Annotated in this window: 24 protein-coding genes; 16 read left to right on the top strand and 8 right to left on the bottom strand. The window is 55.6% G+C overall.

The window, feature by feature from the left end; all coding sequences use genetic code 11:
• The first annotated feature begins 37 nt into the window (after positions 1–37).
• From WD071_RS05315 to mtnA, 6 genes are all read left to right on the top strand, one after another.
• The gene (locus tag WD071_RS05315; RefSeq protein WP_368047312.1) at positions 38–4,108 is read left to right on the top strand and encodes a YhdP family protein; all 4,071 of its coding nucleotides are present in this window, start codon (positions 38–40) and stop codon (positions 4,106–4,108) included.
• Positions 4,108–4,962 (top strand): carbon-nitrogen hydrolase family protein, encoded by an 855-nt coding sequence (locus tag WD071_RS05310; RefSeq protein ID WP_368047311.1) that lies wholly within the window; start codon positions 4,108–4,110, stop codon positions 4,960–4,962. The genes WD071_RS05315 and WD071_RS05310 overlap by 1 nt, the downstream gene beginning before the upstream one ends.
• Positions 4,963–4,996: 34 nt before the next feature.
• Positions 4,997–5,722 carry a hypothetical protein gene (locus WD071_RS05305; protein WP_368047310.1) on the top strand — a complete coding sequence of 242 codons (726 nt, stop codon included), beginning with the start codon at positions 4,997–4,999 and terminating at the stop codon, positions 5,720–5,722.
• 194 nt (positions 5,723–5,916) lie between these two features.
• The gene (locus WD071_RS05300; RefSeq protein WP_368047309.1) at positions 5,917–6,501 is read left to right on the top strand and encodes a TetR/AcrR family transcriptional regulator; all 585 of its coding nucleotides are present in this window, start codon (positions 5,917–5,919) and stop codon (positions 6,499–6,501) included.
• Positions 6,502–6,756: 255 nt separating this feature from the next.
• Entirely contained in the window at positions 6,757–7,170 is a 414-nt protein-coding gene (locus WD071_RS05295; RefSeq protein ID WP_368047308.1) for an ExbD/TolR family protein, read from the top strand.
• Positions 7,171–7,321: 151 nt separating this feature from the next.
• A complete protein-coding gene (gene mtnA, locus WD071_RS05290; protein WP_368047307.1) occupies positions 7,322–8,416 on the top strand; it encodes an S-methyl-5-thioribose-1-phosphate isomerase in 1,095 nt (364 codons plus the stop codon).
• Positions 8,417–8,442: 26 nt separating this feature from the next.
• On the opposite strand, the gene WD071_RS05285 is transcribed toward mtnA, so the two are convergent.
• Positions 8,443–8,790: a histidine triad nucleotide-binding protein gene (locus tag WD071_RS05285; protein ID WP_368047306.1), complete on the bottom strand. Its 348-nt coding sequence runs from the start codon at positions 8,788–8,790 to the stop codon at positions 8,443–8,445.
• A 45-nt stretch (positions 8,791–8,835) separates the two neighbouring features.
• Between WD071_RS05285 and WD071_RS05280 the strand changes: the two genes are divergently transcribed.
• On the top strand, positions 8,836–9,621 hold the full coding sequence (locus WD071_RS05280; RefSeq protein WP_368047305.1) for a glutaminyl-peptide cyclotransferase: 786 nt from the start codon (positions 8,836–8,838) through the stop codon (positions 9,619–9,621).
• 26 nt (positions 9,622–9,647) lie between these two features.
• Positions 9,648–10,700 carry an aminopeptidase gene (locus tag WD071_RS05275; RefSeq protein ID WP_368047304.1) on the top strand — a complete coding sequence of 351 codons (1,053 nt, stop codon included), beginning with the start codon at positions 9,648–9,650 and terminating at the stop codon, positions 10,698–10,700.
• A gap of 7 nt (positions 10,701–10,707) precedes the next feature.
• Here WD071_RS05275 and WD071_RS05270 read toward each other — a convergent pair whose 3' ends face one another.
• The gene (locus tag WD071_RS05270; RefSeq protein WP_368047303.1) at positions 10,708–11,454 is read right to left on the bottom strand and encodes a tetratricopeptide repeat protein; all 747 of its coding nucleotides are present in this window, start codon (positions 11,452–11,454) and stop codon (positions 10,708–10,710) included.
• 235 nt (positions 11,455–11,689) lie between these two features.
• Here WD071_RS05270 and WD071_RS05265 point away from each other — a divergent pair, with 235 nt between their 5' ends.
• Genes WD071_RS05265 through WD071_RS05255 form a run of 3 tightly spaced genes read left to right on the top strand, consistent with a single transcriptional unit; the run spans position 11,690 to position 13,416 of the window.
• On the top strand, positions 11,690–12,775 hold the full coding sequence (locus tag WD071_RS05265) for a patatin-like phospholipase family protein (protein ID WP_368047302.1): 1,086 nt from the start codon (positions 11,690–11,692) through the stop codon (positions 12,773–12,775).
• Positions 12,768–12,983 (top strand): NF038104 family lipoprotein, encoded by a 216-nt coding sequence (locus WD071_RS05260; RefSeq protein WP_368047301.1) that lies wholly within the window; start codon positions 12,768–12,770, stop codon positions 12,981–12,983. The genes WD071_RS05265 and WD071_RS05260 overlap by 8 nt, the downstream gene beginning before the upstream one ends.
• A 1-nt stretch (position 12,984) precedes the next feature.
• A complete protein-coding gene (locus WD071_RS05255; protein ID WP_368047300.1) occupies positions 12,985–13,416 on the top strand; it encodes a PaaI family thioesterase in 432 nt (143 codons plus the stop codon).
• A 21-nt stretch (positions 13,417–13,437) separates the two neighbouring features.
• On the opposite strand, the gene WD071_RS05250 is transcribed toward WD071_RS05255, so the two are convergent.
• From WD071_RS05250 to WD071_RS05240, 3 genes are all read right to left on the bottom strand, one after another.
• On the bottom strand, positions 13,438–14,460 hold the full coding sequence (locus tag WD071_RS05250; RefSeq protein WP_368047299.1) for an amidohydrolase: 1,023 nt from the start codon (positions 14,458–14,460) through the stop codon (positions 13,438–13,440).
• Positions 14,461–14,513: 53 nt separating this feature from the next.
• A complete protein-coding gene (locus tag WD071_RS05245; protein ID WP_368047298.1) occupies positions 14,514–14,789 on the bottom strand; it encodes a PLDc N-terminal domain-containing protein in 276 nt (91 codons plus the stop codon).
• Between the two features lie 213 nt (positions 14,790–15,002).
• Positions 15,003–16,556: an acetolactate synthase large subunit gene (locus WD071_RS05240; RefSeq protein WP_368047297.1), complete on the bottom strand. Its 1,554-nt coding sequence runs from the start codon at positions 16,554–16,556 to the stop codon at positions 15,003–15,005.
• A 244-nt stretch (positions 16,557–16,800) separates the two neighbouring features.
• Between WD071_RS05240 and WD071_RS05235 the strand changes: the two genes are divergently transcribed.
• Complete coding sequence (locus WD071_RS05235; RefSeq protein ID WP_368047296.1) at positions 16,801–18,186, top strand: DUF4105 domain-containing protein; 1,386 nt, start codon at positions 16,801–16,803, stop codon at positions 18,184–18,186.
• A gap of 18 nt (positions 18,187–18,204) precedes the next feature.
• On the opposite strand, the gene WD071_RS05230 is transcribed toward WD071_RS05235, so the two are convergent.
• On the bottom strand, positions 18,205–19,002 hold the full coding sequence (locus tag WD071_RS05230; RefSeq protein ID WP_368047295.1) for an undecaprenyl-diphosphate phosphatase: 798 nt from the start codon (positions 19,000–19,002) through the stop codon (positions 18,205–18,207).
• Between the two features lie 12 nt (positions 19,003–19,014).
• A complete protein-coding gene (locus WD071_RS05225) occupies positions 19,015–19,845 on the bottom strand; it encodes an SDR family NAD(P)-dependent oxidoreductase (RefSeq protein WP_368047294.1) in 831 nt (276 codons plus the stop codon).
• A 312-nt stretch (positions 19,846–20,157) separates the two neighbouring features.
• On the opposite strand from WD071_RS05225, the gene WD071_RS05220 reads away from it, so the two are divergent.
• The 4 genes from WD071_RS05220 (at position 20,158) to WD071_RS05205 (ending at position 24,480) form a co-directional block, all read left to right on the top strand.
• A complete protein-coding gene (locus WD071_RS05220) occupies positions 20,158–21,357 on the top strand; it encodes an acyl-CoA dehydrogenase family protein (protein WP_368047293.1) in 1,200 nt (399 codons plus the stop codon).
• 34 nt (positions 21,358–21,391) lie between these two features.
• The gene (locus tag WD071_RS05215; RefSeq protein ID WP_368047292.1) at positions 21,392–22,525 is read left to right on the top strand and encodes an acyl-CoA dehydrogenase family protein; all 1,134 of its coding nucleotides are present in this window, start codon (positions 21,392–21,394) and stop codon (positions 22,523–22,525) included.
• A 134-nt stretch (positions 22,526–22,659) separates the two neighbouring features.
• Positions 22,660–23,367 (top strand): histidine phosphatase family protein, encoded by a 708-nt coding sequence (locus WD071_RS05210; RefSeq protein WP_368047291.1) that lies wholly within the window; start codon positions 22,660–22,662, stop codon positions 23,365–23,367.
• Between the two features lie 33 nt (positions 23,368–23,400).
• Positions 23,401–24,480: a phosphotransferase family protein gene (locus WD071_RS05205; RefSeq protein WP_368047290.1), complete on the top strand. Its 1,080-nt coding sequence runs from the start codon at positions 23,401–23,403 to the stop codon at positions 24,478–24,480.
• A 245-nt stretch (positions 24,481–24,725) separates the two neighbouring features.
• Here the strand turns inward: WD071_RS05205 and WD071_RS05200 are convergent, their stop codons facing one another.
• Positions 24,726–26,072 carry an MATE family efflux transporter gene (locus WD071_RS05200; RefSeq protein ID WP_368047289.1) on the bottom strand — a complete coding sequence of 449 codons (1,347 nt, stop codon included), beginning with the start codon at positions 26,070–26,072 and terminating at the stop codon, positions 24,726–24,728.
• Positions 26,073–26,163: the final 91 nt, after the last annotated feature.

Genomic DNA, 26,163 nt, shown 5'->3' with positions numbered 1-26,163 from the left:
CAGACACGCAGTTCGACAGGCCCCTATGATTCTTCGTTTGAGCAAATCCATCGGACGGGCGATGCTGCAGGTTTCGTTCACGGTGCTACTGGTGATGCTGGTAGCGCTGGCGCTGTATGTCAGTCTCGGAAGACAGCTGGCACCGATGGTGGGAAATTATACCGGGGTCGTTGAGCAGCGGCTGTCACAGATGCTGGATGCCGATGTCCGGATTGGCAGCATCGAGGGTGACTGGGAACGCTTTGGCCCCCGATTTATCGTTCACGATCTTCAGATCAACGCTCGCACGGACGAAGAGTCGGCACCCTTGTTGTTGGAGCGGGTCAGTTTCGCGCCTGATATGACCGCCAGTCTGAGACAACTTCGGCCAGTTCTGGGCAGGACCACGGTTGAACAACTCGACCTGGCGTTGTACGAGCAGGATGGCGGTGGCTGGGCTCTGGCGGGCATCATCGCAACAGGCCCGGAACCGGTATCTTCCGCTCAGGTTCTGGAATGGTTGAAGAGTCTGGCATTGATTGAGCTGGTGCGGACGCGCCTGGCATTCCATCATAACAATGGGGAGATTTCCCGTTTTACAGATGCCACCCTTCGTTTTCAGAGCCTGAATGGCCGACATGCTGTTGAGCTGTCTGCTGAACAGGAGGGCATTGATGCTGCTTTGTTCGTGCAGGGGGAATTGATCGGGGATAGCATTGCGCAGATGCAGGGAGAAATCTATGCGTCCTTGCCCGGAGCCGACTACAGTGATTTTCTGCACCGGTTTCAGCCTGCGGGTGTGGCTGTCAATGACATGACCTTAAACGGCGAATTGTGGCTGGGCGTTCAGCGGGGAAACCTGGCATCCGCTGTCTGGCGTGGCAGCGCCGATCTTGAGCTTGAGCGGGAAGCGGGAAGCCGCCTGCAGAATCTCAGCATCGGCTGGCTGAAGCTGGAGCATTTGACCGATGATGGTAGCTGGCAGCTAGACGTGGAAGATTTCGCGTTTGATGCTGCCAACGGCAGCTGGCCCTCCGGCGGCATTACCGCACACTACCGGGAAGGCGTAGAGGCAACCATGCATATTGATGCCGTGGACATGGGCCTGGCATCACGCCTGATTCAGGCCCTGGCACCAGAAGGCGTCTTGCGCGATGAAACCGAGCGCTTCAATCCGCGCGGTCTGTTGCAGAACCTGCGGATTAATGCTGAGCTCAATGGTGATGCGATACAAACGGCCGAGTTAAAGGCAAACCTGAGCGCGGCGGCTATCAGTGCCCATCGAGGTGCCCCTGCCTTCTGGGGTGTTGATGGTTACGTCGAACTTGCTTTTGATGCAGATCAGCGGATTGCGGAAGGTTTTGTTGAAGTTGACAGTGACGATATCACGGTACAGCTACCCAGTCTGTTCAACGATCAATGGGTATATCAGCGGCTGAATGGCCGGATGGGTTTTCGTGCCGACTGGACATCAGATCTCAACATTCATCTGGCCAGCACAGTGGTTGTGGCCGAGTCGGCGGACTTGCGCGCCCGTGCCCGATTTTCCACCGAGATTCAGAGCGGAGACAACCGGTACATTAATCTGGAATTGATGATTGGCGCCTTGTCGGCGGACGTCTCGCAAAAATCGCTGTACCTGCCTACCGCGCCAAATGCCCCTCAATCGGCGCAAGGCATACTACAGTGGGTCAATGATGCCGTCGTTGATGGGGAGGCCGCTGGCAGCGGGCTCATTTTTCGGGGCCGTGTACAACAGGGCGCCGGGCCCCGGGAACGAACGTTGCAGATGTTCTACAAACTGGCAGATGGCACTTTAAAGTTTGCTGAAGAGTGGCCGGCAATTGAGGCACTGGACGGCGTTGTGACCATTGATAATGGTGCGGTAGATATAGCCGCATCGGCCGGCAGTTCTCTGGGTATTTCCTTCAACTCCAGCATCGCTTCAGTGCGTGCCAGCCCGGAAGGGGGCAGCTGGTTGACGGTCAGTGGCGATGGCCGTGGCAGCGCTCAACAGGGTCTGCGCTATCTGCAGGCGACGCCTGTGACTCAAGGCATAGGTCAGTACCTGTCTACCTGGCAGGCGCAGGGCGAGACAGACTTCAAACTCGCGCTGAGTATTCCGTTGTCGGTCGACAACGCGCAACCCCAGATTGACCTGGCGTTTGCCTTCGAAGACAACAGTATTTTTATGCCTGAGTTTGAACTTGATGTGGGTGACCTGTCAGGACGATTGCTCTACAGCTCCAGTGCAGGCCTTGAAAGCCAGAACATGACTGCAACGTTGTTGGGAGATGTTGTTGATGTACAGATCCGCGCCGATGGCATGGAAGGTGAGCCTGAAGGTGCCAGTGTCAGTGTCAGCGGGAAAGTAGCGATGGCAGCGCTGGCGGGTTGGCCAGGAATGCCTGCTCTGGTATCCGGCCTGTTGGCTGAGGCAGAAGGAGAGTCGGCCTATACCGCTGAGGTGAGACTGCCAATTTACGGTGACTCAGGCATCAGCAACGGGCTGTTGCATCCCCGCCTGCGGATCAACAGCGATCTTGATGGCGTTGCATTCAGTCTGCCGGCACCATTTGCCAAAGCAGAAGATGAGACCAGATCGTTTACCATGACTCTGGATTTTATACCCTTGGCGCCGTCGTTGGGTATTGCCCTGCAGGATGTGGTGCAGATGAACCTGAGCCTGCGTGACAGTAATGTTTACAACGGTCTGATTTACTTTGGGGCAACGGACGACGGCCTGCGTGTCAGGCGGTTGAACGAGTCCGCGCCGGGCGTGTCGGTGCTGGGGACAATACCTGAGATAAATGTTGATAGTTGGACGGATGCAATTGCCCGGCTGACAGACAACAGTGATAGCAATCGGGCTGCCGGGGCCGGTTTCGATCCGGGTTTTACGGGGTCTGCTGAGTTGATGATCGGGCGGCTGGCAGTATTTGATGAAACATTTGAAAACGTCAGTGTTCAGCTGGCGGAGGAGAATGACATCTGGACACTCGGATTGACCAGCGATTCTATTGCCGGCATGGTGCGTCCGCCCAGTGGGGATGGGGAGCCCTGGGATATCAGCCTGGATCATCTGCATCTGAGCCGTTCGATAGACGGTGAGGTTGAAGATGAGGTCGCTGTTGCGGAGCAGCCTGATATTGATGTGGCAGACACAGAGGCAGAAACAGGCACCGTAACCGAACTGGATCTGCAGGAACTGCCGACGGTTGAGTTTATTCTGCCGCGCACCGATCCGCTGGCGAACCTTGATCCCAGGCAGTTCCCCAATCTCCGCCTGGCCATTGACGAATTGACCATGGCGGGTTCATCGTTTGGCCAATGGCAATTCCTGATGCAACCGGATGCACAGGGTGCCAGGTTCAGTGATCTGATTGTTGACGCACGCGGCCTGCGCATTGGCAGTGAGGAAGAACCGGCAACGTTTCGCTGGAATTATGATGGTGATGTTCATGACAGTGAGTTTACGGGTATCGTTGGCGCTTCCGATCTGGCGGCAGTACTCAGTGCCTTCGGTTATGCACCCACTATTCAGAGCGCATCAGCCAGATTCGATTCCAGCCTGCACTGGCGTGGAAGTCCCGCTTACTTCTCCGCACTCGGTCTGAATGGTGAGATTAACCTTGAGGTCAATAATGGTCGCTTTCAGCAACGAGCCGGCGTCGCCAACAGTGCGTTGCGCCTTATCAGTATTATCAATTTTGATGCCGTTCTGAGGCGCTTGCGTTTCAGTGACGATATCACTGGTTCCGGGCTGGCGTATGACGAAATCCGAGGGAAGGTTGAGTTGGAAGACGGGATACTGTCGATTGAAGACCGTCTGCAGATCATCGGGCCTTCAAGCCTGTTTCAGATTGCGGGCGAAGTCGATCTTGCCGCAGAAACCATCGACGGGGATCTTTACATCACCTTGCCCATAAGCGACAACATTCCCTGGCTCAGCGGTCTGGCTGCACTCAATAACCTGATCAACTGGCAGGTCGCAGTCGGGGTTTTTCTCTTTGATCAGATATTTGGTGAGCAGGTCGATGATCTGACCAGCGCGCACTATACACTGGACGGCCCCTGGGAAGGGCTGGAGCCACGGCTGAATCAGGTATTCACAGGAGGAGGCAGCTAATGCCGACAGGAAAATCCCGCGTGGCGGCTGTGCAGATGGTCAGCACGGCGGATATTAGCGCAAACATAAAGTCTGCCGGCAGACTGATAGCCGAGGCTGCCGCTGCCGGTGCGGCGCTTGTGGTGTTACCGGAAAATTTTGCCGTGCTCGACGGCGGGCCGCAGGCCAGGTTCGCTGAGCATGAAGGTGATTTCGACGGCCTGCTGCAGGGTTTTCTGTCGGCGCAGGCACGTCTTCACAATATCGAACTGGTGGCCGGCACGATACCTTTGCTGACGCGACCAGAGCGGACAGGCCGGCCCGTGGAGCAGCTGACTGATGGTCGGGTTCGGCCGGCATCGCTGGTTTTTGATCGTAGCGGCGCGATTATTGCCCGTTACGACAAAATGCATCTGTTCGATGTGGAGGTCAGTGACAAACAGGCCCGTTATGCCGAGTCTGACAGTTTTGAAGCAGGCGACGATGTTGTTGCCGTTGATACCGGCGTCGGTCGTCTGGGATTGTCGATTTGCTACGATGTCCGCTTTCCCGAGCTGTATCGGCGTTTGTTCAACGAGCGAGTCGAATTGATCAGCGTGCCGGCCGCCTTTACGCGCGTAACCGGCGAGGCGCACTGGGAAGTGTTGCTGCGTGCACGTGCCATAGAAAATCAGTGTTACGTGATCGGGGCAGGCCAGGGCGGTGTGCATAACGCGCGTCGCGAAACCTATGGTCATAGCATGATCATCGACCCGTGGGGACGTGTGCTGGATGTTCTGGCAAGCGGAGAGGGTGTCGTGGTAGCGGATATCGATCTGCCGACTCTGCATGAGCTGCGTCGTAAAATGCCGGTGTTCTCGCACCGGCGTCTGTAATGTCAAATGAGGGAGTAGAGCGTTGGACAAAGGTTTGATCACTAATCTAGCTGCCTTGGTACTGACCGGGCTCGGTATTGTACTGCCCGCGCCATATGGCGCGCTGGTGTTGGGGACGGGTCTGTTTGCGCTATCGGGTGCGCTGACCAATTCCCTGGCCATCCACATGTTGTTCGAGCGCGTTCCCGGTTTCTATGGCTCCGGCGTGATAGCGCTGCATTTTGAAGAATTCAAGAGCGGCATCAAAGACCTGATCATGCAACAGTTTTTCAGTGCAGAAAATCTGGATCGCTTCTTTGATGCGCAGACGGTGATGAACAGCGGTGTCGAAAAACTCCTGCCGACGATGATAGATGAACTGGACCTGGACAAGGCATTTGACTCGCTGGCAGAGGCGATCATGCAATCCTCCATGGGCGGCATGATTGGAATGATTGGTGGCCCCAAAGCGCTGGACGGTTTGAGACAGCCGTTTGCACAGCGTATGCGGGAGTACCTGCATGATTTCGTTGCGTCGCCGGTCTTTGCCAGTGCGTTGAGCGAGAAAGTCAGCGCGGTCAGCCACAGCGAGGCGGTATTGGGCAGGATTGAGGAATTGGTGGACAGGCGCTTGCAGGAACTGACACCGCAGCAGGTCAAGATGATCGTGCAGAAGATGATAAAGCAGCATCTGGGCTGGCTTGTGGTCTGGGGCGGTGTGGTTGGCGGGATGCTCGGGCTCGTATTTGCGCTGCTGAATTTGTTGGGGGCAGGGCGTTGATGCTAAACTGTATGGATGTTCAGAAATACCAGATTGCGTCAGCGTTTGCCGCAATCGTGCGCAATTGTGGCATTTTGTATCATTAGATGTAAAAACCCCGGTCGATGGTCTAGAATCCTCCCGTATATAGATGAGTAGTTGTATTGGTTCGTTCCAATAATCCGTTTTTCCAACCCCAGAGTGTGTGATTTATTATGGCAAGACCAGTCGAGTTTGTTTACGAAGATGTGTTGACCAATGCAATGGAGCAGTTCTGGCGTGAAGGATTTGAAGCCAGCTCGGTGCAGAAATTGCTTGATGTAACCGGCATAAATCGTGGAACGCTGTATAACTCATTCGGAGATAAAGACACCTTCTTCAAATCCTGCCTTGAACACTACAGCAAGCTAATTGACAAAGAGCTGGCTGCGTCCCTGAATGACGAAGAACTGGCACCTTGGGCGGCCATTGAGAAATATTTCGATTTGGCCGTGCTCAGTGCCAGTAACAAGCGCCGCACCATGGGCTGCCTGCTGGTCAACTCCTTCTGCGAAAGCATCAATTACGATAAGGATATCCAGAAACTTGTCAAAAATTACTACGGGAACATTCGTAAGTCATTGCTTAAGCGCCTGAAAGACGCAGACAAGGCGGGCAACCTGAGCAAAGGTGTGAACCCTGAACTGGCGGCTGACGTGTTGATGAACACGTTGAGCGGTTTGCGCGTGCACTCACGCGAAGGCAAAAATGCCAAACAACTGGCTGAAGTGGTGGCCTTCACCGTCAACACCCTGAAATAAGTCCAGCTGCACAGGTACTTTTCAGGCCAGGTACTTAGTTAAACAGGTACTTTTGGCAAAAGTTTGCCAGGCCGTCAGGCCCCGGGTCTATGTGTTAATTGCCCTGTTGTGGTCAGGTCGATATCAGGTATACTTGGGGCATTACGTGTCGGGGCTCCCCGCACTGCAACGGCGTTCGACTGACAGTCGTCATCACCTGATGGTGCGCTGGAAAGTCAATAAAAACAAATACTTGAAATTTGTGTGGTAATTACAATGAAGAAACTGGCAGGTAGCAGAAAGAAAGACGAAGGTAATATAGACCTGACACCCATGCTTGATGTGGTGTTCATCTTGTTGATTTTCTTTGTGGTGACCGCAACATTCCTGTCTGAGCAGGCCATTGATGCCGCCAGTAACGAGAATAATGACACGCCGCCTGAAACGGACGATGAAAACAAGAATATCCTGGTTGAACTGAGCCAGAATAATGAAATTCGGTTTAACGGCGCGCCACGGGCAGTGCCCGAAAGTCAGATCCGTGCAAATATCGACCGTCTCAAGGCGGAAAACCCGTCTGCGACCGTCATCATCCGTCCTGCCGAGACGTCAAACGTCAGCACCATGGTGATGGTGATGGATGCGGCGCGACAGGCGGGTATCGCCAACATCTCAATCGTTGAGCCGTAACAGACGCTGACTTCTCAGCTACGAATCCAGGAAACGCACCCAACGAGGTGCGTTTTTTGTTTCCGGACCGTTAAAATGTTGTTGTCCCAGCCCATGTTGACTGGTTCCCTGACAGCATCCCTGACTCACCTACCCCCTCAGGAGCCCAGTAGTGAGCAATGCCAGTAATGAGATGTGCACGCTGTGGTATGACGATTCGGCGCAGCAGCTGAAGATCATTGATCAGACGCGCCTGCCGCATGACCTTCAAATAATGGTCATCGATACTCTGCAGCAGGCCTGTGACGCGATTGTCTGCATGCATGTTCGTGGCGCACCGCTGATTGGGATTACGGCTGCGTTTGGTGTGCATCTGGCCCTGAAGAAAGATCCTGATACCCTGGCACAAGCCTGCGATCAACTGGCAAAAACCCGGCCCACGGCAGTCAATCTGCAGTGGGCGCTGTCCCGCCTGAGGGACGGGCTGGTGTCAGTGCCTCAACATCAGCGTGCCGACGCGGCGCTGGAGATGGCAAAAACCATGCTGGCTGAGGATGCCGCCGCCTGCAGCGCCATTGGTGACTTTGGTCTGGCATTGTTACAGGAGATACAGGCTGCCAAGCAGGAGCGCGGTGGCTCACCGGTCATTAACGTGCTGACGCACTGCAACGCTGGCTGGCTGGCCACCGGTGGCTGGGGAACGGCGCTGGCGCCAATTTACAAGGCACATCAGGCTGGCATGCCCGTGCATGTCTGGGTTGATGAAACCCGTCCCCGAAACCAGGGCGCCTCACTGACTGCCTGGGAACTGGCGCACAGCGGCGTGCCCCACACCCTTGTGGTTGATAACGCCGGTGGCCATCTGATGCAGCACGGCATGGTGGATGTGTGCCTGGTCGGCAGTGATCGCACAACTGCCAGTGGTGATGTCTGCAATAAAATCGGTACTTATCTGAAGGCACTGGCAGCCTTTGATAATCAGGTGCCGTTCTACGTTGCGTTGCCAACATCAACCATTGATTTTGAGCTCGATGATGGCGTCAGGCAGATTCCGATTGAACAGCGCGCCGGCGATGAAGTCAGTCATGTCTCGGGTCTTGATGACGCGGGCGTGATACGCAAGGTCGCTATCTCACCACCGGGTACAAGCATCAGCAATTTTGGTTTCGACGTAACGCCGGCACGGTTGGTGTCCGGTCTTATCACCGAAAAAGGTGTATTCCCGGCCACGACGAAGGGCCTGCAGGATATAAAATCCCGGGTGTGATCATCCTGAAGACCAGTGATGCCAGCCTAACCGGGTGGCCATGTCAGTTGCCGCCCGCCCAGTACATGCAGGTGTATATGATGTACGGTCTGACCGCCATTGTCGCCCGTGTTGATGACCAGCCTGAAGCCGTCTGCGGCCAGTCCCTGATCCCTGGCGATTTGCTGTCCGGCCAATAACAGTTTGCCCATCAGGGCCTCGTCGTCCGGGCCCGCATCGCATACGCTGCTCAGATGCTTGCGGGGAATAACCAGTATGTGTGTTGGCGCGGCCGGGTTAATATCATGGAACGCGTAAACATGGTCATCGCTGTAAACGCTTTGGGATGGAATTTGTCCGGCAGCGATAGCACAAAACAGGCACGGGTCTGTCATAGTTTGGTATCCTCAATATCTGGAAGATTGATGACGGAAAATAACATGATGCATCAACAAATTCACCTGGGCGCGCGGCAGCTGGTACTGCTTTTTTGGCTGTTCACGGCCAGTTGTGGCGCGCGTGGAGAGATCAGGATATTCGACTACGAGGTGGTCAATACCTATCCTCACAACACCCGGTTTTTTACCCAGGGGCTGCTGATGCACGAAGGATACCTTTACGAGGGTACCGGTCGTTATGGCGAATCATCGCTGCTGCAAATGCGCCTGGACGACGGTGAGGTGCTCAAGCGCAAGGCCCTGGGCAGTCGTTATTTTGGTGAAGGTATTACCATTGCCGGTGAGCGCATCTACCAGCTGACCTGGCGGGAAAACATGGTTTTTGTGCACGATCTGGAAACCTTCGACAGTGTGGATTCGCATTACATTCCGACCGAAGGTTGGGGGCTTGCCTGGGATGGTGAACATCTGATCGTCAGTGACGGCAGTGATCAGCTGTATTTTTATGATCCCGACGGATTCCGGGAAGTGCGCAGACTGGCGGTAACTGTCGAGGGGCGTCCGCTGCGTTATCTGAATGAACTGGAATACATTAATGGTGAGATCTGGGCCAATGTCTGGACCAGCAACGAAATTGTGCGCATCGATCCGGTGAGCGGCGAGGTTCTGTCAGTTGTCGATTTGCGCGGCTTGCGCGAACAGACCATTGCCGGGGGCAATGATGCTGTGCTCAACGGTATTGCCTGGGATGCGGACAACAACAGGCTGCTGGTCACAGGCAAGCTGTGGGCGCATATCTTTGAGATAGAACTGCGCGAGCGGAATTGACTGCTCAAGCCAGACCGGGTTGTCGAATGCTTGGGAAATTACGGGTTTTGCTGCTGGCCCTGGCTGTTCTGGGCAGCCTGAGTGCCTGCGACAGCGTGGCCTACTATGCCCAGGCGGTAAGTGGCCAGGCCTCTTTGTTGTGGCAACGTCAGCCGATAACGGATTTGCTGGCCGATCCGGAACTTGAGCCTGAATTGCGGCAAAAACTGTTGCTTATTCAACAGGCAATAAGCTATGCGGAACAACATCTCGGCCTGCCTGCTGGCGGCAGCTACAACAGTTATGTGGAGTTTGAGCGTCGCCATCTGGTTTGGAATGTGTTTGCTGCGCCGGCTCTGTCTGTGCAACCAGCGTCATGGTGTTTTCCGGTTGCCGGCTGCGTTGATTATCGCGGGTATTTTGCAGAGGCCTCAGCGCTGCGTTATGCAGCCGATCTGCGGGCACAAGGGCTCGATGTGTATGTGGGGGGCGTGGATGCCTACTCAACGCTGGGCTGGTTCAATGACCCGGTACCAAGCACAATCATTCATCGGCCCGATCATCAACTGGCCGCGCTGATTTTTCACGAGCTGGCGCACCAGAAACTTTACCTGCCCGGTGATACGTCCTTTAACGAAAGTTTCGCCAGTTTTGTCAGCCAGGAAGGGCTGCGGGGCTGGCTTGATGAGCAGGAGCAGCCACATCTCTACCAGCAGTCGATGCAAGAAATACTCGAGCATCAGCAGTTTATCGATTTTGTGCTGGATTACCGCAATCGCTTTGCGACCCTTTATGCCAGCAATATCAGCATTGACGACATGAGAGCGCAGAAGCATTTGCTGCAAGACCAAATGCGACAGTTATGGCGCGAACAGGGAGGGGATCCCGGCGGTCGTTATCAGGGCTGGTTTCAGGGGCCACTGAATAATGCACAGCTTGCTACGGTAGGCTCGTATTACGAATGGTTGCCGGCATTTGAAGCGCTGTTTGCCCGTAGCGGCAATGATTTTGCAGTGTTCTACCTGGCGGTCGCTGACATAGCGTCATTGACCGCCGAGGCGCGACAGCATCGGCTTGCCGGGTTGCTGGCGGCGGATTGAACGCTGGTCAGCCCTGTCCCTGCATCTGCTGATCAATCCGGGTTTCCAGGTTCTGCACCAGCTCACGGTAGAACTGGGAATCAAGATCGGTAGTTGCCGCCTTGCGATACTCTGTCAGTGCATCCTCCAGGCGGCCTTCGCGCTCGTAGAGTCGGCCCAGGGTCCGGTTCATGAAGGCATTGTCAGGCATCATCTCGGTGGCGGCCTGGTAGATTCGTATTGCTTTGTCGACGTGACCGGCACTGTCGTAAAGATTGCCCATCAGGTGCACCTGGGAATCATCCCTGGGGTCTGCACGGATGGCCCGGACATCATAGTCGATCGCTTCGTCGTAGCGCTCGGATCTACGCAGCAGCTCACCGATGGTCTTCAGCGAGGCGGTCAGTGGTGTGCTGGCTTCCTGTTGCAGGTCAATGAAACGTGCCAGCATCGGGATGGCTTCTTCCAGGCGATCCTGACTCAGGTAGATGTTGGCCAGATTACGATAGGCGTCGGCCAGGTTCGGATCGGCAGCCACGGCCAGGCGATACTCTTCCAGCGCCTCGTCATAGCGCTCGAGATTGTTATAGGTATTTGCGCGTCGATAGTGCCTCTGAGCCAGCTCCGAGTTCGTGGACGCGGCCGCGCGCTCCTGAACCGTTCCGCCGGGTTGCGCGACACTCTCTGACACGGGCGAGACCAGCAGTATGGCCGCCAGCGCCAGCAGGGCGCCGCCAGAACGTAATGTTGACTGCGTGTTTATCGATTTGCTCATACGATTGTTCAAACCTGCAAAAGTAAAATCTGAATAATTGTGCCTGCGCCTGATTGATCGGGCAAGCCTGAATCTCTGATAGTAACGGGCGGTGACGCTGCTGGCCAAGTGGTCGTGATGGCAAGCTGTAATAATTTGTGACGCTGGCGACTGGCCTTGCCATAAGTTTAAATTATAATGCTGGTTCACGATGGTGTTTATTGCAAGGTGCAAAAGTAGATGACAGGGATTCAGCATGTCCGCGCTTAATATCTTCGCTGGCCCCCGGGCACTCAAGCTTTTGCGTAGCGAAGGTTTTGCAGCAGAGAATTTTTCCTGGCTGGCCGGCGCCTCTGGCGGCCCCAAGTGGTTTGTGCTGCACGGCCTTGACCGCTACCTTGCCGCCTCGTTCTTTGCCGACAGACAAGCGCCATTGCACATGATTGGTTCGTCCGCCGGTGCCTGGCGCCTGGCCTGCTTTGCCCAGCGTAATCCTTTGATGGCGCTGGAGAGGTTGGCAGGGTTCTACTCGCAGCAGACGTATTCCCGGGATCCGGATATGCATGAAATTACCCGGGAAGCGAGAAAAATGCTGGCGGCAGTCATGGGACTGCATGGTGCTGACGAGATTGTCGGCAACCCGATCATGCGTCTGCACATCATTGCCGACCGGGTGCGCGGGCCACTAGGCTCGGACCGCAGGCTGCCTCTGACAATGGGTCTGGCCGCCAGCGCCGCCACCAATCTGGTGAGCCGGCGGAGTCTGAGCTGGTTCTTTCAGCGTCATATTTTCCACAACCCTCTGGACACAGAACAGACGCTGCCATTGACCGATCTTCCCAGCCGCTACATTGCCTTGACGCCGGACAATGTCACGGATGCCCTGATGGCCAGTGGATCAATTCCATTTGTCATGGAGTCGGTGCGCGATGTGGTCGGGACTGAGCATGGTAGCGTGTTTCGCGATGGTGGTATCACCGACTATCACCTTGATTTGCCTTTTCAACAGGCTGAAGGGCTGGTACTGTACCCGCACTTTTACGCGGGGTTAACGCCCGGCTGGTTCGATCGGTTTGTACCGTGGCGCCGGGTGCGGGCAGGGCACTTTGACAATGTTGTGTTGCTGTCGCCGTCGCGGGAATTTGTCTCGACATTACCGTACGGAAAGATACCAGATCGTAACGATTTCAAAAAACTGGATGCTGCTGAGCGATTGCGTTACTGGCAGCATGTGTTGCGGGAAAGTGAGCGGTTGGCCGATGAGTTCCGGGTGATGGTCGAAACCGGTGCTGGCCTGGAAAAAATTCAGGCGTTCCGAACGCAGAGGATTAAACATGTCTGATCAGATCCTGCCAAAAACGGTGTTTCCGCGCATTTTCCGAGCACTGGTATGCGGGGTTTTTCTGCTGTTGACCGGGTGTCTGGGCACTGTGGTCGGTTCGGCAGTGGATGTAACTCTGGAGGTGGCCAAGGTACCGTTCAAGGTCGCCGGGGCGGCTGTGGATGTGGTAACCGACGACGATGATGACAAGGACGAGGACAAAAACTAACGTGAACAGCAGCAAGGACAAATCGGCGTTGATTGATGTGCCTGCCGGTTACAACCATTGGCATGGTGATCGTGCGGAAGATCATAACGGACCGTTTTTTTTCAAACTTGATGGCGAAGACATTGTCACCGCGTTTCGTGTGCGATCCGAGAACTGCAATGCACACAACACACTGCATGGCGGAATTCTGATGATGTTTGCCGATTATACGTTATGTCTTGCGGCCATCGGGGGCACACACGAAGGTGTGGTGACAGTGACCTGCAATAATGAATTCGTCGGGCCGGCCTTTGACGGGGATATGGTGACCGGGCGCGGTGAAGTGACGCGCAAGGGCGGATCGTTGATATTTGCCCGGGCGGTCATCGAGGCGAATGGCAAAACCATATTGACCAGCAGTGGCGTGCTGAAACGCGTACCACGACCCGCCTGACAGTGCATTAAACACTATCCGCTACGTCAGGTGATAAACCCTGGCGGCGGTGCCATAGAACATGGCGTGCTTTTCGCTTTCGGAGAACCCGATACTGAGTTTCTTGAATGCGTTCCATACCACCGGGTAACTGATGGACAGCCTGTCTACCGGGAAATTGCTTTCAAACATGCAGCGCTCCGGCCCGAAACAGTCAATCATGTGCATGTAGTAGGATTTCTGTGCGGCCACCAGCTCGTCGGAGCTGGCCGGGCGCTCTCGAGTATGCCAATCGAAACCATTGTCCGGCATTGCCAGCCCGCCCAGTTTGACATGGACATTGGGGCAGCGTGACAGGCGCCGCATGTCCTGTTTCCATTGGGTGAAAATGGCGTCGCGTGAGCCCCGATAGATACCCACACCCAGCGGCGTGCCAAAATGATCCAGGATCAGGGTGGTGTCAGGCACTGCCTCAGCCAGATCACAGAAATCTTCGTTCTGATGGTGATAGTGCCAGGTGTCGTAGGTTAATCCCATCTCACCCAGTATTCTCAGACCCTGGCGGAAACTTTCCTGGCCGTAAAGATAGGCCGGCGCCGGGCCGGGGATAACCAGGTCTTCCGGTCTGGGGTCGCGCGCGCCGGCCTGTCGTATGCCTTTGAACAGATCACCGGCTATTTGCCGGTGCGCCAACAGGACCTCGCGCAGGGCTTCGGGCTCGGCGCCCAGGCGCAAATCCGCGTTAGCCACAATACCGTTCAGCTGTGCCTGTCCGGGCTGCCGATGGCTTTGCCTGGCCATGTCCGTGATGACCCGGGTTTCACCGAGCGACTGCAGATGAGGCGCCGCATCCTTGTCGTAGAACGCACGGCATTCAATAAAAACGGTTTGTTGTACGTTGTGACCGCTGCCGGTATCAGCCCACAGATCCGTGAGCAGATAATCCTGATTAAATCGTTTGCGCCACAGGTGGTGGTGAGGATCAATAATGGGACGCTGTGGGTCGATGATATCTTCCTGAACCTGTTGCAGCCATTCAGGGCTGCCGGGTGTCATCTGGGCCATGTGTCCTCGCCTGCTTTGCTGTCAGCGGTTGCTGTTCTTAATCATGGTTGTACTTAATCATACCAGTAATCCCGTCTTGGTTTGATCGGCGCCAGCAGGAAGTAGAATATCCAGGCAAACCATGACAGGAAAATAATGGCCAGAATCCAGGCCAGTTTTTCCCCTCCGCTGGTCTTTTCCGAATTCAGGATCATCAGAATGGGTAACAACCAGATAAAAACAGCCGCCAGAACGACCAGCAGGCCCAGGCCGGCGCCAATTAACGGCAGTGCCAGCATGGCAAGCACAAGGAATACCAGGATGGTGCAAACGTTTTTAACGACATTCATGGTCGGACTCTCCGGCAGTGGAAGCTAAAATGACCGGTTAAGGTATGAACCCGGTGTCTACCCAGTCATCAAGCTAATTCCATGCCAATATAAAAATCATTAAAATACAATGATGTAGCTGTCGTCTTGAGCGATCATCGGGCGCCAGGCGCCAATCCTTGGCGAAATTGCTCAACCATTGCCTGTCTGAACCAGCGCAGTTGTCCGCTGGCGTCAGCACAGGGCCTGAATGAGGAAAGGCCCTGGCTCCTGATAGCTGCGTGTCAGCAGGCGGGCGAACTCCTCTGTCGTGCTGGCTGTAGCTGCGGGCACGCCCATGCTTTTGGACAGCATTTCCCAGTCTATGTCGGGGTTGCCGATGTCAAACAGGCTGGCAGCGATGGGGCCGACATCAGTTACCCCCAGGCGACCGTACTCGATATTCAGGATATTGTATTTGCGGTTGGCAAAGATGACAGTGGTCACGTTCAGCTGTTCACGCGCCTGTGTCCACAGACTCTGAATTGTGTAGGCGGCACCGCCATCGCCCAGCAGGGCCAGCACACGACGATCCGGGCAGGCCAGTGCAGCTCCGGTTGCCACCGGGCTGCCTTGTCCGATAGAGCCGCCGGTCAGGCTCAACCAGGTGGCGGGCGCGGCCGTCTGGCACACCGGGTAGGCGGCGCTGCCTGCGCCCGAGTCGGTGGCGACAATCACATTATCGGGCAGGGTGGCTGCGATGGCCTGCAACATGCTGCGTGTTTTCATCTCGCCGCTGGGGACCGTGAGGTCTTCGCGCTCGAAACGGGCGGCAACGGCAGAGTCTGCCGTCAGGCGCTCGGATAGCTGCTGCAGAGCGTTGTTGGCGTCCTCTTCGATACGTGCCAGGGTATGGACTTCACAGCCTGTCGGGACCAGGCTGCTGGGCGTGGTCTGGTAGGCAAAGAAGCTGGCCGGTGCCTGCCCGCCGACCAGAACCAGATGTTTGACACCTTCCAGGGATGCCAGAATATGCTCCGGAAAGTAGGGCATTCGTTCCACTGCGACCGTGCCAGCGCCACCGTCTATGCGAGCCGGAAAGGTGCCGGTCATGATGCGACAGCCGGTCTTTGCGCTGATGCGTCCGGCAATCTCCAGCGAGGCAGGGGTCGCACCATCGTGCTCCAGTACAACAACACATTTTTCACCGCTTTCCAGTACCCGGGCGACACCTTCGATGTTGTTGGCGTCCACCTCGGCACGGCGCGGGATGCCGTTGGTTTTGGCGACACCCGGCGAATCGCCCCAGGCGGCATCGGCACCCAGAATCAGGGTGGAGATCTGTCCCCGCGACCCGGGTGTCGCGCGCAAGGTTGCGGTGTAGGCTTCAGCACCATCCTGCGCCAGCGTGTCGGCGGTGCTGCAGGATTTGATCCAGGAGGAAACGTTGCGCGCCAGCGTGTCGATGTCTGAGGTCAACGGCGCGTCGTATCCCATATGGAACTGTGGGTGATTACCCACCAGGTTGATGATGGGGGTGCCGGCTTTGCGTGCGTTGTGCAGGTTGGCAATGCCATTGGCCAGGCCCGGCCCCAGATGCAGCAGGGTTGCCGCAGGTTTGCCGGTCATGCGGCCATAACCATCGGCAGCGCCCGTGCACACGCCTTCGAACAGGGCCAGTACACTGCGCATTTTTGGCACCTGATCCAGTGCCTGTACCAGGTGCATTTCGGATGTGCCAGGGTTGGCCAGGCACAGTTCTACGCCACAATTGGCCAGTGTTTCGATAAGGGCTCGGGCACCATTCATGGCACTAATCTCCGTGGTTGTATTTGCTATACTGGTTATCAAAGGAGGCTATCATAGGCACTGACGCGAAGGACGGCAAGCTGCGCAAGACAGGCGAACTGGCAAAGGCCAGGTCGCACAATGTTTGCTTGATCACATTGATTTCTTTGATATGATGGCGCATTAAAGTGCTTGTCATGACATCACATGGCAAAAAGCACGCTCCGGCAAACAACAGATTACTCAACAGAAGCATCGCTGATCATTGATTTCCTCTAAGTTGATTCATGTTTTACGGCTGCTGTGCAGTATCCGTGTACCGTTTGCCAGTGGCAAAATTCGCGGCGGACTGCTGAGCCTGATCATTCTGCTCACCAGCATCGCCGCCAGTAACCTTCAGGCGCAGGACGCCACACCGCAGCTTGCTCCCATCGACGGCGCCGGGATACGGCTGCCTGCCGATTTCAGTCAGCTCAGGTTTTACCTGATAACCGTTGATGTGGGTGATCAAGTCTGGGACAACTTTGGCCATACCGCCTTGCGTATGGTTGACGAGAGCACCAATACCGATCTGGTTTTTAACTGGGGTCTGTTTGATGCCAGCATTGGTTATGTCCGCTTTGCGGCCAATTTCGCGCGCGGAATCATGGATTACCGGCTGGGAGTGGCGCCGCCGGAATGGGAGCTCGGTCGCTATCAGCAGGAAGGCCGCACAGTCTGGCAAGATCAGTTGGTGCTGACTGATGCCCAGAAGCGCCGGTTGTATGAGCGTCTGGCGTGGAATATCCGCGATGAGAACATTGTTTACGACTATGATTATTTTTTCGACAACTGCACAACACGTGTGCGTGATTACCTGGATGAAGCGCTGGGCGGCATGCTCAGCGAACAGAGCAGGGCACTGACACAATCCAGCTTTCGCGACGAAGTGCGTGCCCATTATGCCAGTCTGCCGCTGATCTCATTCTCGCTTGATGTGTTGATGAATGAGCGTATCGACCGGCGCATGACACAGTGGGAGCAGATGTTTCTGCCCCTGGCTCTGCGCGAACGGCTGGCGCGGGCCGGCTTGCTGACAGATCAGCAGGTATTGATGGAGTTTCCTCCGCCTGAGTCAGGCCCAAACCCTTACCATCTGGCAGCGTTACTGCTAATACCGGGCGTGCTTTTGCTGCTGTGCCTGCAACGTGCATCCATCGCCTTGTTTTCCAGTCAGCCGGGTCTGACTCTGCGCATGCCGGCTCTGACTTACCGCGTATTGGGTTTGATGGGCCTGGTCATTGCGTTGTTCAGTGGTGTTTACGGGCTGATCATGAGCCTGGGCTGGTTGTTCTCCAGTCACCAGGATATCCATGGCAATCTGAATTTGTTGCTGTTCTGGCCGACAGATCTGCTGGGTGCATGGGTAGCGGTTCGCTGGTTGCTGACCGGTCGCGCGTGGGCCGTCAGCAACGGTAGCCATCAATGGGTGATTACCTATTTTGTCATCCACGTGATGGCGGTTTTGGTGTACCTGGTGATTGCCCTGTTTGGCCTGACAGAACAGCGACTGGGCTCCCTGCTGCTGTTTGTACTGCCTGTCCTGGCGGTATTCGCGCTGTTGGCAACGACCGCCGGTATGAGCCGGGTCCGCTCAATCCGTTTTACCTGATGTCCGGCCTGACGGAACTTATACGAAGAACACAATCAATACCAGCCCCAGAGCAATGCGGTAAATGACAAAAGGCTGCATGCCAATGCGTTTGATAAATCCCAGAAAGTAGTGAATACACAGGTACGCGCTGATACCTGAAATAACCACACCCGCAAACATGGCTTGCCAGTCGGTATCGTTGCCGCTATCGATCAGTTCGACCGTCATCAGGCCACATGCAATCACAATAACGGGTATCGATAGCAGGAATGAAAACCGGGCCGCCGCTTCCCGGCTCAGTCCCAATAACAGGGCCGCCGTAATTGTAATGCCGGAGCGCGACGTGCCAGGGAGCAGCGCTATGGCCTGTGCGATGCCGATAAACAGCACGTCCTTCCAGGTGAGCTGGCGTTCATCCCGTTGCCCCCGGTGTTTCCAGTCTGCCCAGCCCAGTGCAATGCCAAACAGGATCAGTCCTGCGGCCATGTAGAGAGGGGAGCGCAGGGTGTCAGCGATGATATCGTCAAAGACCAGCCCCGCCAGCCCTACGGGGATAGTGCCGAGCAGGACGGCCCAGGCCAGCCTGGCGTCACTGTCCAGCCGGCGTGTCACCAGGGAATGTGCCCAGCTGCGTGTCATCACCAGGATATCCTGGCGAAAATAAATCAGCACGGCGCCCAGGCTGCCAATATGCAGAGCGACATCAAATGCCAGTCCCTGATCCTGCCAGCCTGTCAGCACTGGCACCAGGATCAGATGGGCAGAGCTGGACACAGGCAGAAACTCAGTAATGCCCTGAACCAGTGCGAGTACAATGATTTGCAGCCAATCCATGTGCAGTTCTCTTTAATATTGCTCGGGGTCGACCATCGGTGCCCAGTTGCCCATAAACTGGGCACCGTCGGCAACGATACTTGCGCCATTGATGTAACGGGCGGCCGGTGAACACAGGAACAGTGTCACTGCCGCCACTTCTTCTGCCGAGCCCATGCGATGAGCGGGCACATCACGCAGGGTCGATTCGGCCAGATCACGGTACTCCGCCGAGGCAAATTCTTCTTCATGTACACCCTGGGTGTCTATGGTGCCGGGTGCAAGGCTATTGATAGTGACACCCTTGCGTGCCAAATAGTAGGACATGCTTTGGGTCATGCTGACAACACCAGCACGGGCGGCGCCGGAATGTACAAATGGCGGTGCACCGCGGTTATACGAATACACATGAACCATATTGACGATAGCACCAAAGCCGCGCTCGGCCATGAGCGGCGCAATGCGGCTGCACATGTTCCACGTGCCATTCAGATTGAGGTCCACTACTGCGCGCCAGCCACCGTCACTGATTTGCGAAGGCCGTGCGGGAAACTGACCACCCGCGTTGTTGATGAGAAAGTCGATGTGGCCAAAGCGTTCCGTCGCTGCCGCTACCAGTGCTTCCACCTCCGGGATATCACGGATGTTGGTTTGCATGGCGAGGCAGTCGGTGCCGCTGGCGGCAAATCGCCCGGCAGCGGCATCGAGACTGTCCTGATGGCGCCCGGCAATCACGAGATTGGCGCCATAACGGGCAAAACCCTCCGCGATTGCCAGCCCGATACCACGTCCGCCGCCGGTAATCAGCGCTGTTTTACCCCGGAACAGGTCGGGTCGGAAAATGTCCATCGGCGTATCTGTCATCGTGCATTCCTTGTGGTTCCGGATTGATTTAAGGGAGCCGGGTTGGCCTGGTCCGGCGTCCGCGCGATGATATAGAACCTGACCGCCTGAAGGCCAGTGAAGACAGCGGCAAATTATCGAACAAGTGTTCGAATATTGCGTTTTCATGGCTGATAAAAAGTGTTAAAGTCTGGCTCCTTGCGCGAATCGTGTGTTGAAAGTACATGATCTGGCGGCGGCCAACAGCCGTAATGCAGAGAGGTAAAGGTGGATTGGGTTTCGCTTTTTATACTTGCAACCAACTGAATTTTTTATTGTTTTGGGAGATTCCCTGTGAATGCTGATTTCACTGCTGAAGAATTAGAGTTTCAGAAAGAAGTACAGGACTTTCTAAAGGCGGAATTTCCGCAGGACATCAAACACAAGGTGGACAATGGCATCAAGCTTGAAAAAGATGACTTTGTGCGCTGGCAGAAGATTCTCTACAAAAAAGGCTGGGTAGCCCCCAACTGGCCCGAGGAATACGGCGGTACCGGCTGGACCCCGACACAAAAATACATTTTTGCGCTGGAAATGGGCCTCTATGGCGCCATGGAGCCTGTGGCCTTCGGCGTGAAAATGGTTGCGCCGGTTATCTATACCTACGGTAATGAAGAGCAAAAAAAGCGTTTCCTGCCTGATATTCTGCAAAGCAATGTCTGGTGGTGTCAGGGTTATTCCGAGCCCAATGCAGGGTCTGACCTGGCGTCCCTGAAGACCACCGCAGTGCGTGAAGGTGACCACTATATCGTGAACGGCACCAAGACCTGGAACACGCTGGGCCAGTATGCCGACTGGATCTTCTGCCTGGTTCGCACCGACAACACGGTGAAGAAACAGGAAGGTATCAGTTTTCTGCTCATCGACATGAAAACGCCGGGCATCAAAGTGTCACCCATCGTTTTGCTGGACGGTGAGCCGGAAGTGAACGAGGTTCATTTCGACAACGTCAAGGTGCCGGTTGAGAACCTGGTAGGTGAGGAAAACAAAGGCTGGACCTATGCCAAAGTCCTGTTGACGCATGAGCGTACCAATATTGCGCAAGTGCCAAACTCCAAACTCAAGTTGCAAAAGCTGCGCAAGCTGGCTGCCAACACTGCTGATGGATATGGTGGCACCTTGCTGGATGACCCGGTTTTTGTGCGTAAGCTGGCAGAAGTTGAAATCCAGGTGCTGGCGCTTGAGTTCGCTGAGTTGCGCACGCTGGCTGCTGTCAGTGTGGGCAAGGCGCCGGGACCCGAATCATCCATTTTGAAAATCGTTGGTACCGAGGCAACCCAGTTCATTGATGAGCTCTACATGGAAGTGGCTGCGTATCACAGTTTGCCGCACGTGCCGGAGCAGTTCACTGGCGGCTTTGACGGTGAGCAGGTCGGTAAGGGCTCGGCGGCAGCCAGTTCGAATACCTATTTCAATAACCGCAAGAAGTCGGTTTATGGTGGATCCAATGAGATCCAGAAAAACATTATCAGCAAAGCTGTGCTGGGCCTGTAATCGCACACTGACTATTTTCAAGAGGTAACACATCGTGGATTTTTCCTACAGTGATGAGCAGCAGATGCTGCAAGACAGCGTGCAAAAGTTTGTGAAAGGCCAGTACGACTTTGATACACGCAAAAAATTGATTGAGAGCGACAAGGGTTTCAGTGAAGACTACTGGAATCTGTTTGCTGAACTGGGCTGGCTGACGGTGCCGTTCAGGGAAGAGGATGGCGGCTTTGGTGGTTCCGCGGTGGATCTCATGGTTGTCATGGAGGAGTTCGGCAAAGGCATGGTCGTGGAGCCGTTTCTGGCAACGGCAGTGCTCAGCGGCGGGCTGATCAGTGAACTTGGTAGCGATGCGCAAAAGCAGGCAATGCTGGGCGCGATTATGGAAGGCAAGTTGCAATTGGCAACGGCGTTTGCTGAAGCCGACAGCCGCTACAATCTGGCGTCAGTTGCTACCACAGCGCGCAAGGACGGAGACGGCTATGTGATTGCCGGTGACAAGGTTGTTGTTTTTAACGGTCCTGCTGCTGACAAATTGCTGGTGGTGGCGCGTACTTCGGGCGAAAAATTTGATCGTGACGGAATTTCCGTTTTTGTAGTGGATGCCACTGCTTCAGGGCTCAGCAAACGTGCCTATACAGCTGTGGATGGCCATCGCGCAGCCGAAATTCATCTGCAGGACGTCAAGGTAGCGGATGATGCCTTGCTGGGCACTGAAGGCAAGGCGCTGGCTGCTCTGGAAGCAGTGGTTGATCGTGCCGCCCTGGCTGTGAGCGCTGAAGCCGTTGGCGCACTGGCTTCCCTGCTGCAGAAGACAGTGGAATACACCAAGACACGCAAGCAGTTTGGAGTTGCTATTGGCACATTCCAGGCTTTACAGCACCGTATGGCGGAGATGTTCGTCGAGTGTGAGCTGGCCCGTTCAATTGTGATCATGGCTGCGATGAAACTCGACAGTGCCGCCAGTGCGACCGATAAAGCCAGAATGGTCGCCGCCGCCAAGAGCCGTGTTGGCCGTGCCATGCGCAAAGTGGGCCAGGAAGCGGTACAGATTCACGGTGGTATCGCAATCACTGATGAGCTCGATGTTGGTCACTTTTTTAAACGTGTCACAACAATCGAACACCAGTTTGGTGACACCGATTATCAGACCATGCGTTACGCTACGCTGTAATAGCGGAGCCAGCGCCCGGTTTGTTGGCAGAGTAGTGTCATGAATAAAAGGCTGACCTGGTAACTGCAGGCAGCCTTTTTTATTATTCGATTTATGCAGGTTTTTTCTGAACAGTCTGATTGGAGAAGCGGCGTTTGAGCGAACTCATACTGGTAAGACACGGACAGGCGTCGTTTGGTGCCGATTCATACGACAAATTGAGCCCTCTGGGTATACGCCAGATCGACATTCTGGCTGATCATTGGCAGGCGCTGGGCGAGCGATTTGATCAACTGTACAGCGGAGAACTGGTACGCCAGATTGAGACGGCTGATGGGCTGCGCGCTTTGCTGCCGGCGTCGGCAGAGATACAGGTACACCCGGGGCTTAACGAATACAACGGCGAGCCTATCATCCGAATGTATCTGCGCGACCATGCCGACGCTGAAGGTTTTGGCAAGGGCCTGACGCTGCCAATCACGGATCGTAAAAAATTTCAGCTTGTGCTCGAGGCAGCCACCGCACACTGGATCAAAGGCACGTTGCGGGCAACGCCGGACGATGTCGGCTTTGAAAGCTGGCGCGATTTTCAGAACCGTGTCCATGGTACGCTGGATGAATTGATGCAGCGGCACACGGGTGGCAGCCGTGTGCTCGTGGCGACCTCGGGGGGTGTTATTGCGCTGGCATTGCAGCGTGCCCTGCAATTGCCGGATAATCAGACGATCGTCACCAACTGGATGGTAAATAACAGTTCGGTCACCAGGCTGGTCTACGGCCGTGGCAAAGTGTCGCTGGCCACATTCAACGCCTTGCCGCACCTTGAAGTGCCGGCCTGGCGCGACCTGGTCACCTTCAGATAAAATCAAAAACAGATACTGAACAAGGGAAGAGTCATGACTCAGGAAACCAGATTGGTAGATCAAGCGCAGCAGGTACGAGCCGGCGAAGAACTTGACCTGAATGTATTGCGCGAGCATCTGCGCCCCGTGCTGGGAAAACTGGTTGATCAGCTAAGCGTGAAGCAGTTTCCGGGTGGTTATTCCAATCTGACCTACCTGCTGAGCAGTGGCGAACACAAATGGGTGCTGCGCCGCCCGCCCTTCGGCAGCAAGGTCAAATCTGCGCATGATATGGGACGAGAGTTCCGTATTCTTACTGCGCTGGACAAGGTCTTCCCATATGCCCCCAAGCCTGTGCATTTTTGTGATGATCACAGCGTGCTGGGTTGCGATTTTTACCTGATGTCATACATCGAGGGCATTGTTATCCGCCGGGAATATCCAGCCGGGTTGAACCTGTCACCAGCGCAGGTGCGGGAGCAGTTCTTTGCCCTGTTTGATGTGCTCGGGGAGTTGCATTCGGTAGATCTGAAAGCAGCAGGGCTGGAGAATTTTGGTAAGCCAGAAGGGTATGTTACCCGTCAGGTCGAAGGCTGGAGCAAGCGCTACCAGGCGGCGGTGACTGATGACGCGCCGGATTTTGCTCCGATAATGGCGTGGCTGCGAGATAAAATGCCGGCCGAAAGCGGCGTGGTGGGTGTCATCCACAATGATTACAAGCTGGACAATGTCATCTGGTCGACGGATAACCCGCTGCAGATGATTGGCGTGCTGGACTGGGAGATGACAACGGTGGGTGATCCCCTGATGGATCTGGGCTGCACGCTGGGGTATTGGGCTCAGGCCGATGATCCGGATTTTTTCCGTCAATATCGGGCTATGCCCAGTGATGCGCCGGGGGCACCTACCCGCGAGGAGATTGTGGCCCGTTTCAGCGAACGCACGGGTATTGCCGTGGACAATATCGATTTCTATTTCTGTTTCGGTCTGTTCCGGCTTGCTGGCATCGGTCAACAGATTTATTACCGTTATGATCAGGGTCTGACCAAAGATGAGCGCTTTGCGCGGCTGATCGATAAGGTGCACAGTTTGCGGCAGATGTGTGAGCTGGTGGTGGAGCGGTCAAAGCTCTGAGCTCGTTTCTTGTTTTTATGAGGAGCGGCCCGGGTAGAGGTTGTGGGTCCAGGATCGACCATCTTCTGCCCGTTCACAGCCGGCGGGGCGCCTATGGTTTCAAAAACGGGCGACCTCGCAGCCTCGCTGCTCGGGACTCGGACAGTCCTCCCGCTGATCGGCTGTGAACGGGCAGAAGAATACATGGCCTGATTGATCCTGGACGCACAACCTCCACCCGGGCCTTGTGCCATCTTCATGTAGTTTCACGCGCCGCTGTACGCTGTCTTCCAGTTGCCGCGCCGGAAGATGACCAGATACATCGATGACTTGATGATGTAGTCTGCGATCAGCGCAGCATAAATCCAGTACACACTCAGCTCCAGAAAATAGAACACTGCGGTCAGGATGACGCGTCCAAACAGGAAACCGGTCGCCATGATGCGCGCAGGCGAGCGGGTATCCCCGGCCCCGCGCAAGGCCCCGCCCAGCGTGAACTCTATCGACATCATGGGCTGCACCACTGCCACCATAACGGTCAGCGCAACAAGGTAGTCCAGCACCAGCGGGTCGTTGATGAAAAAGCTGCCGATGATCCGTGCGTTGGCGCCCAGTACCAGGCCGATGACAGCCATGGTGGCAAAGGATATTTTCAGATTACGCCAGGCTGCGTGCTCAGCCTCATCGGGTTGTCCCGCGCCCAGGTTCTGGCCGGTCATGGTGGCGGTCGCGATCGCAAACCCCATACCGATAACGATGGAGATCGACAGTATGTTGACGCCAATGCCGTAGGCGGTAAAGGCCTCGGTGCCATACAGTGAGACTACCCACATGAACGCTATGATGGACACATTAAAGATGAACTGCTCAATGCCGGCAGGTACCGCGATACGCATCAGTTTACGGAATCGCGCGCGCTCCAGAAAAGGTTGCGGCATCGGTTTCAGCAGCAATCGCTGTTTACGCCAAAGCAGGTAGAACAGCACGGCCACCAGAGCGTAGGACAGACCGGCGGCATAAGCGGCGCCCTGAATGCCCAGAGCAGGGACAAAACCGACGCCGTAGACCAGTGCGTAGGCCAGCAGGATATTAACAACATTGCCAATGGCAGCGACCCACACGGGTGTCATCGCATCCCCGGCCGCACGCAGGGCGGCGCTGATCACTGCCAGGAAAGAGAAAAAGATATTAAAGAAAATCAGCAGCGTCAGATAATGCGCCGATTGATCCAGCATCTCTCCCTGTAACCCGAAAATGCCGACCAACGGGCGCGCCAACCATGGCATGACGGCGCACAGCACAACGGATGCGGCGAGGGTGACAATGGCAGAAAGTTTGACGACGCGGTCTGCCTCGTCAGGGTTGTTGGCGCCCCAGGCGTAAGCGACCATGGCGGTCGTGCCCGCGGTGATGGAAAAAATGATCAGTTGCACGGCCATGTAAATGCGGTCGGCTGCAATGACGGCGGCCACGGCGTCTGAGCCCAGTGCTGCGACGATTTTGATTGCTGCCAGGTGGACAATGGACAGCAGCAGGTTGCCAACGATTGTCGGTCCGGCGAGTTTGAACAGGCTTAGGCGCTTGGGGGGCGTAGTGGGCAAAGTCAACGACATCGGTATGATCTGCGCTTGGCCAGGATTAAGGTGGCAGGATGACAGGCGCAAGAGAATACGCTTATGTCCGTAATTTGGCAAATATCGTGAT

Source organism: Pseudohongiella sp. (assembly GCF_040877505.1).
Taxonomy (GTDB): Bacteria; Pseudomonadota; Gammaproteobacteria; order Pseudomonadales; family Pseudohongiellaceae; genus Pseudohongiella.
The sequence above is the reverse complement of the archived record's forward strand: the minus strand, read 5'-3'. Positions and strand labels throughout refer to the sequence as shown.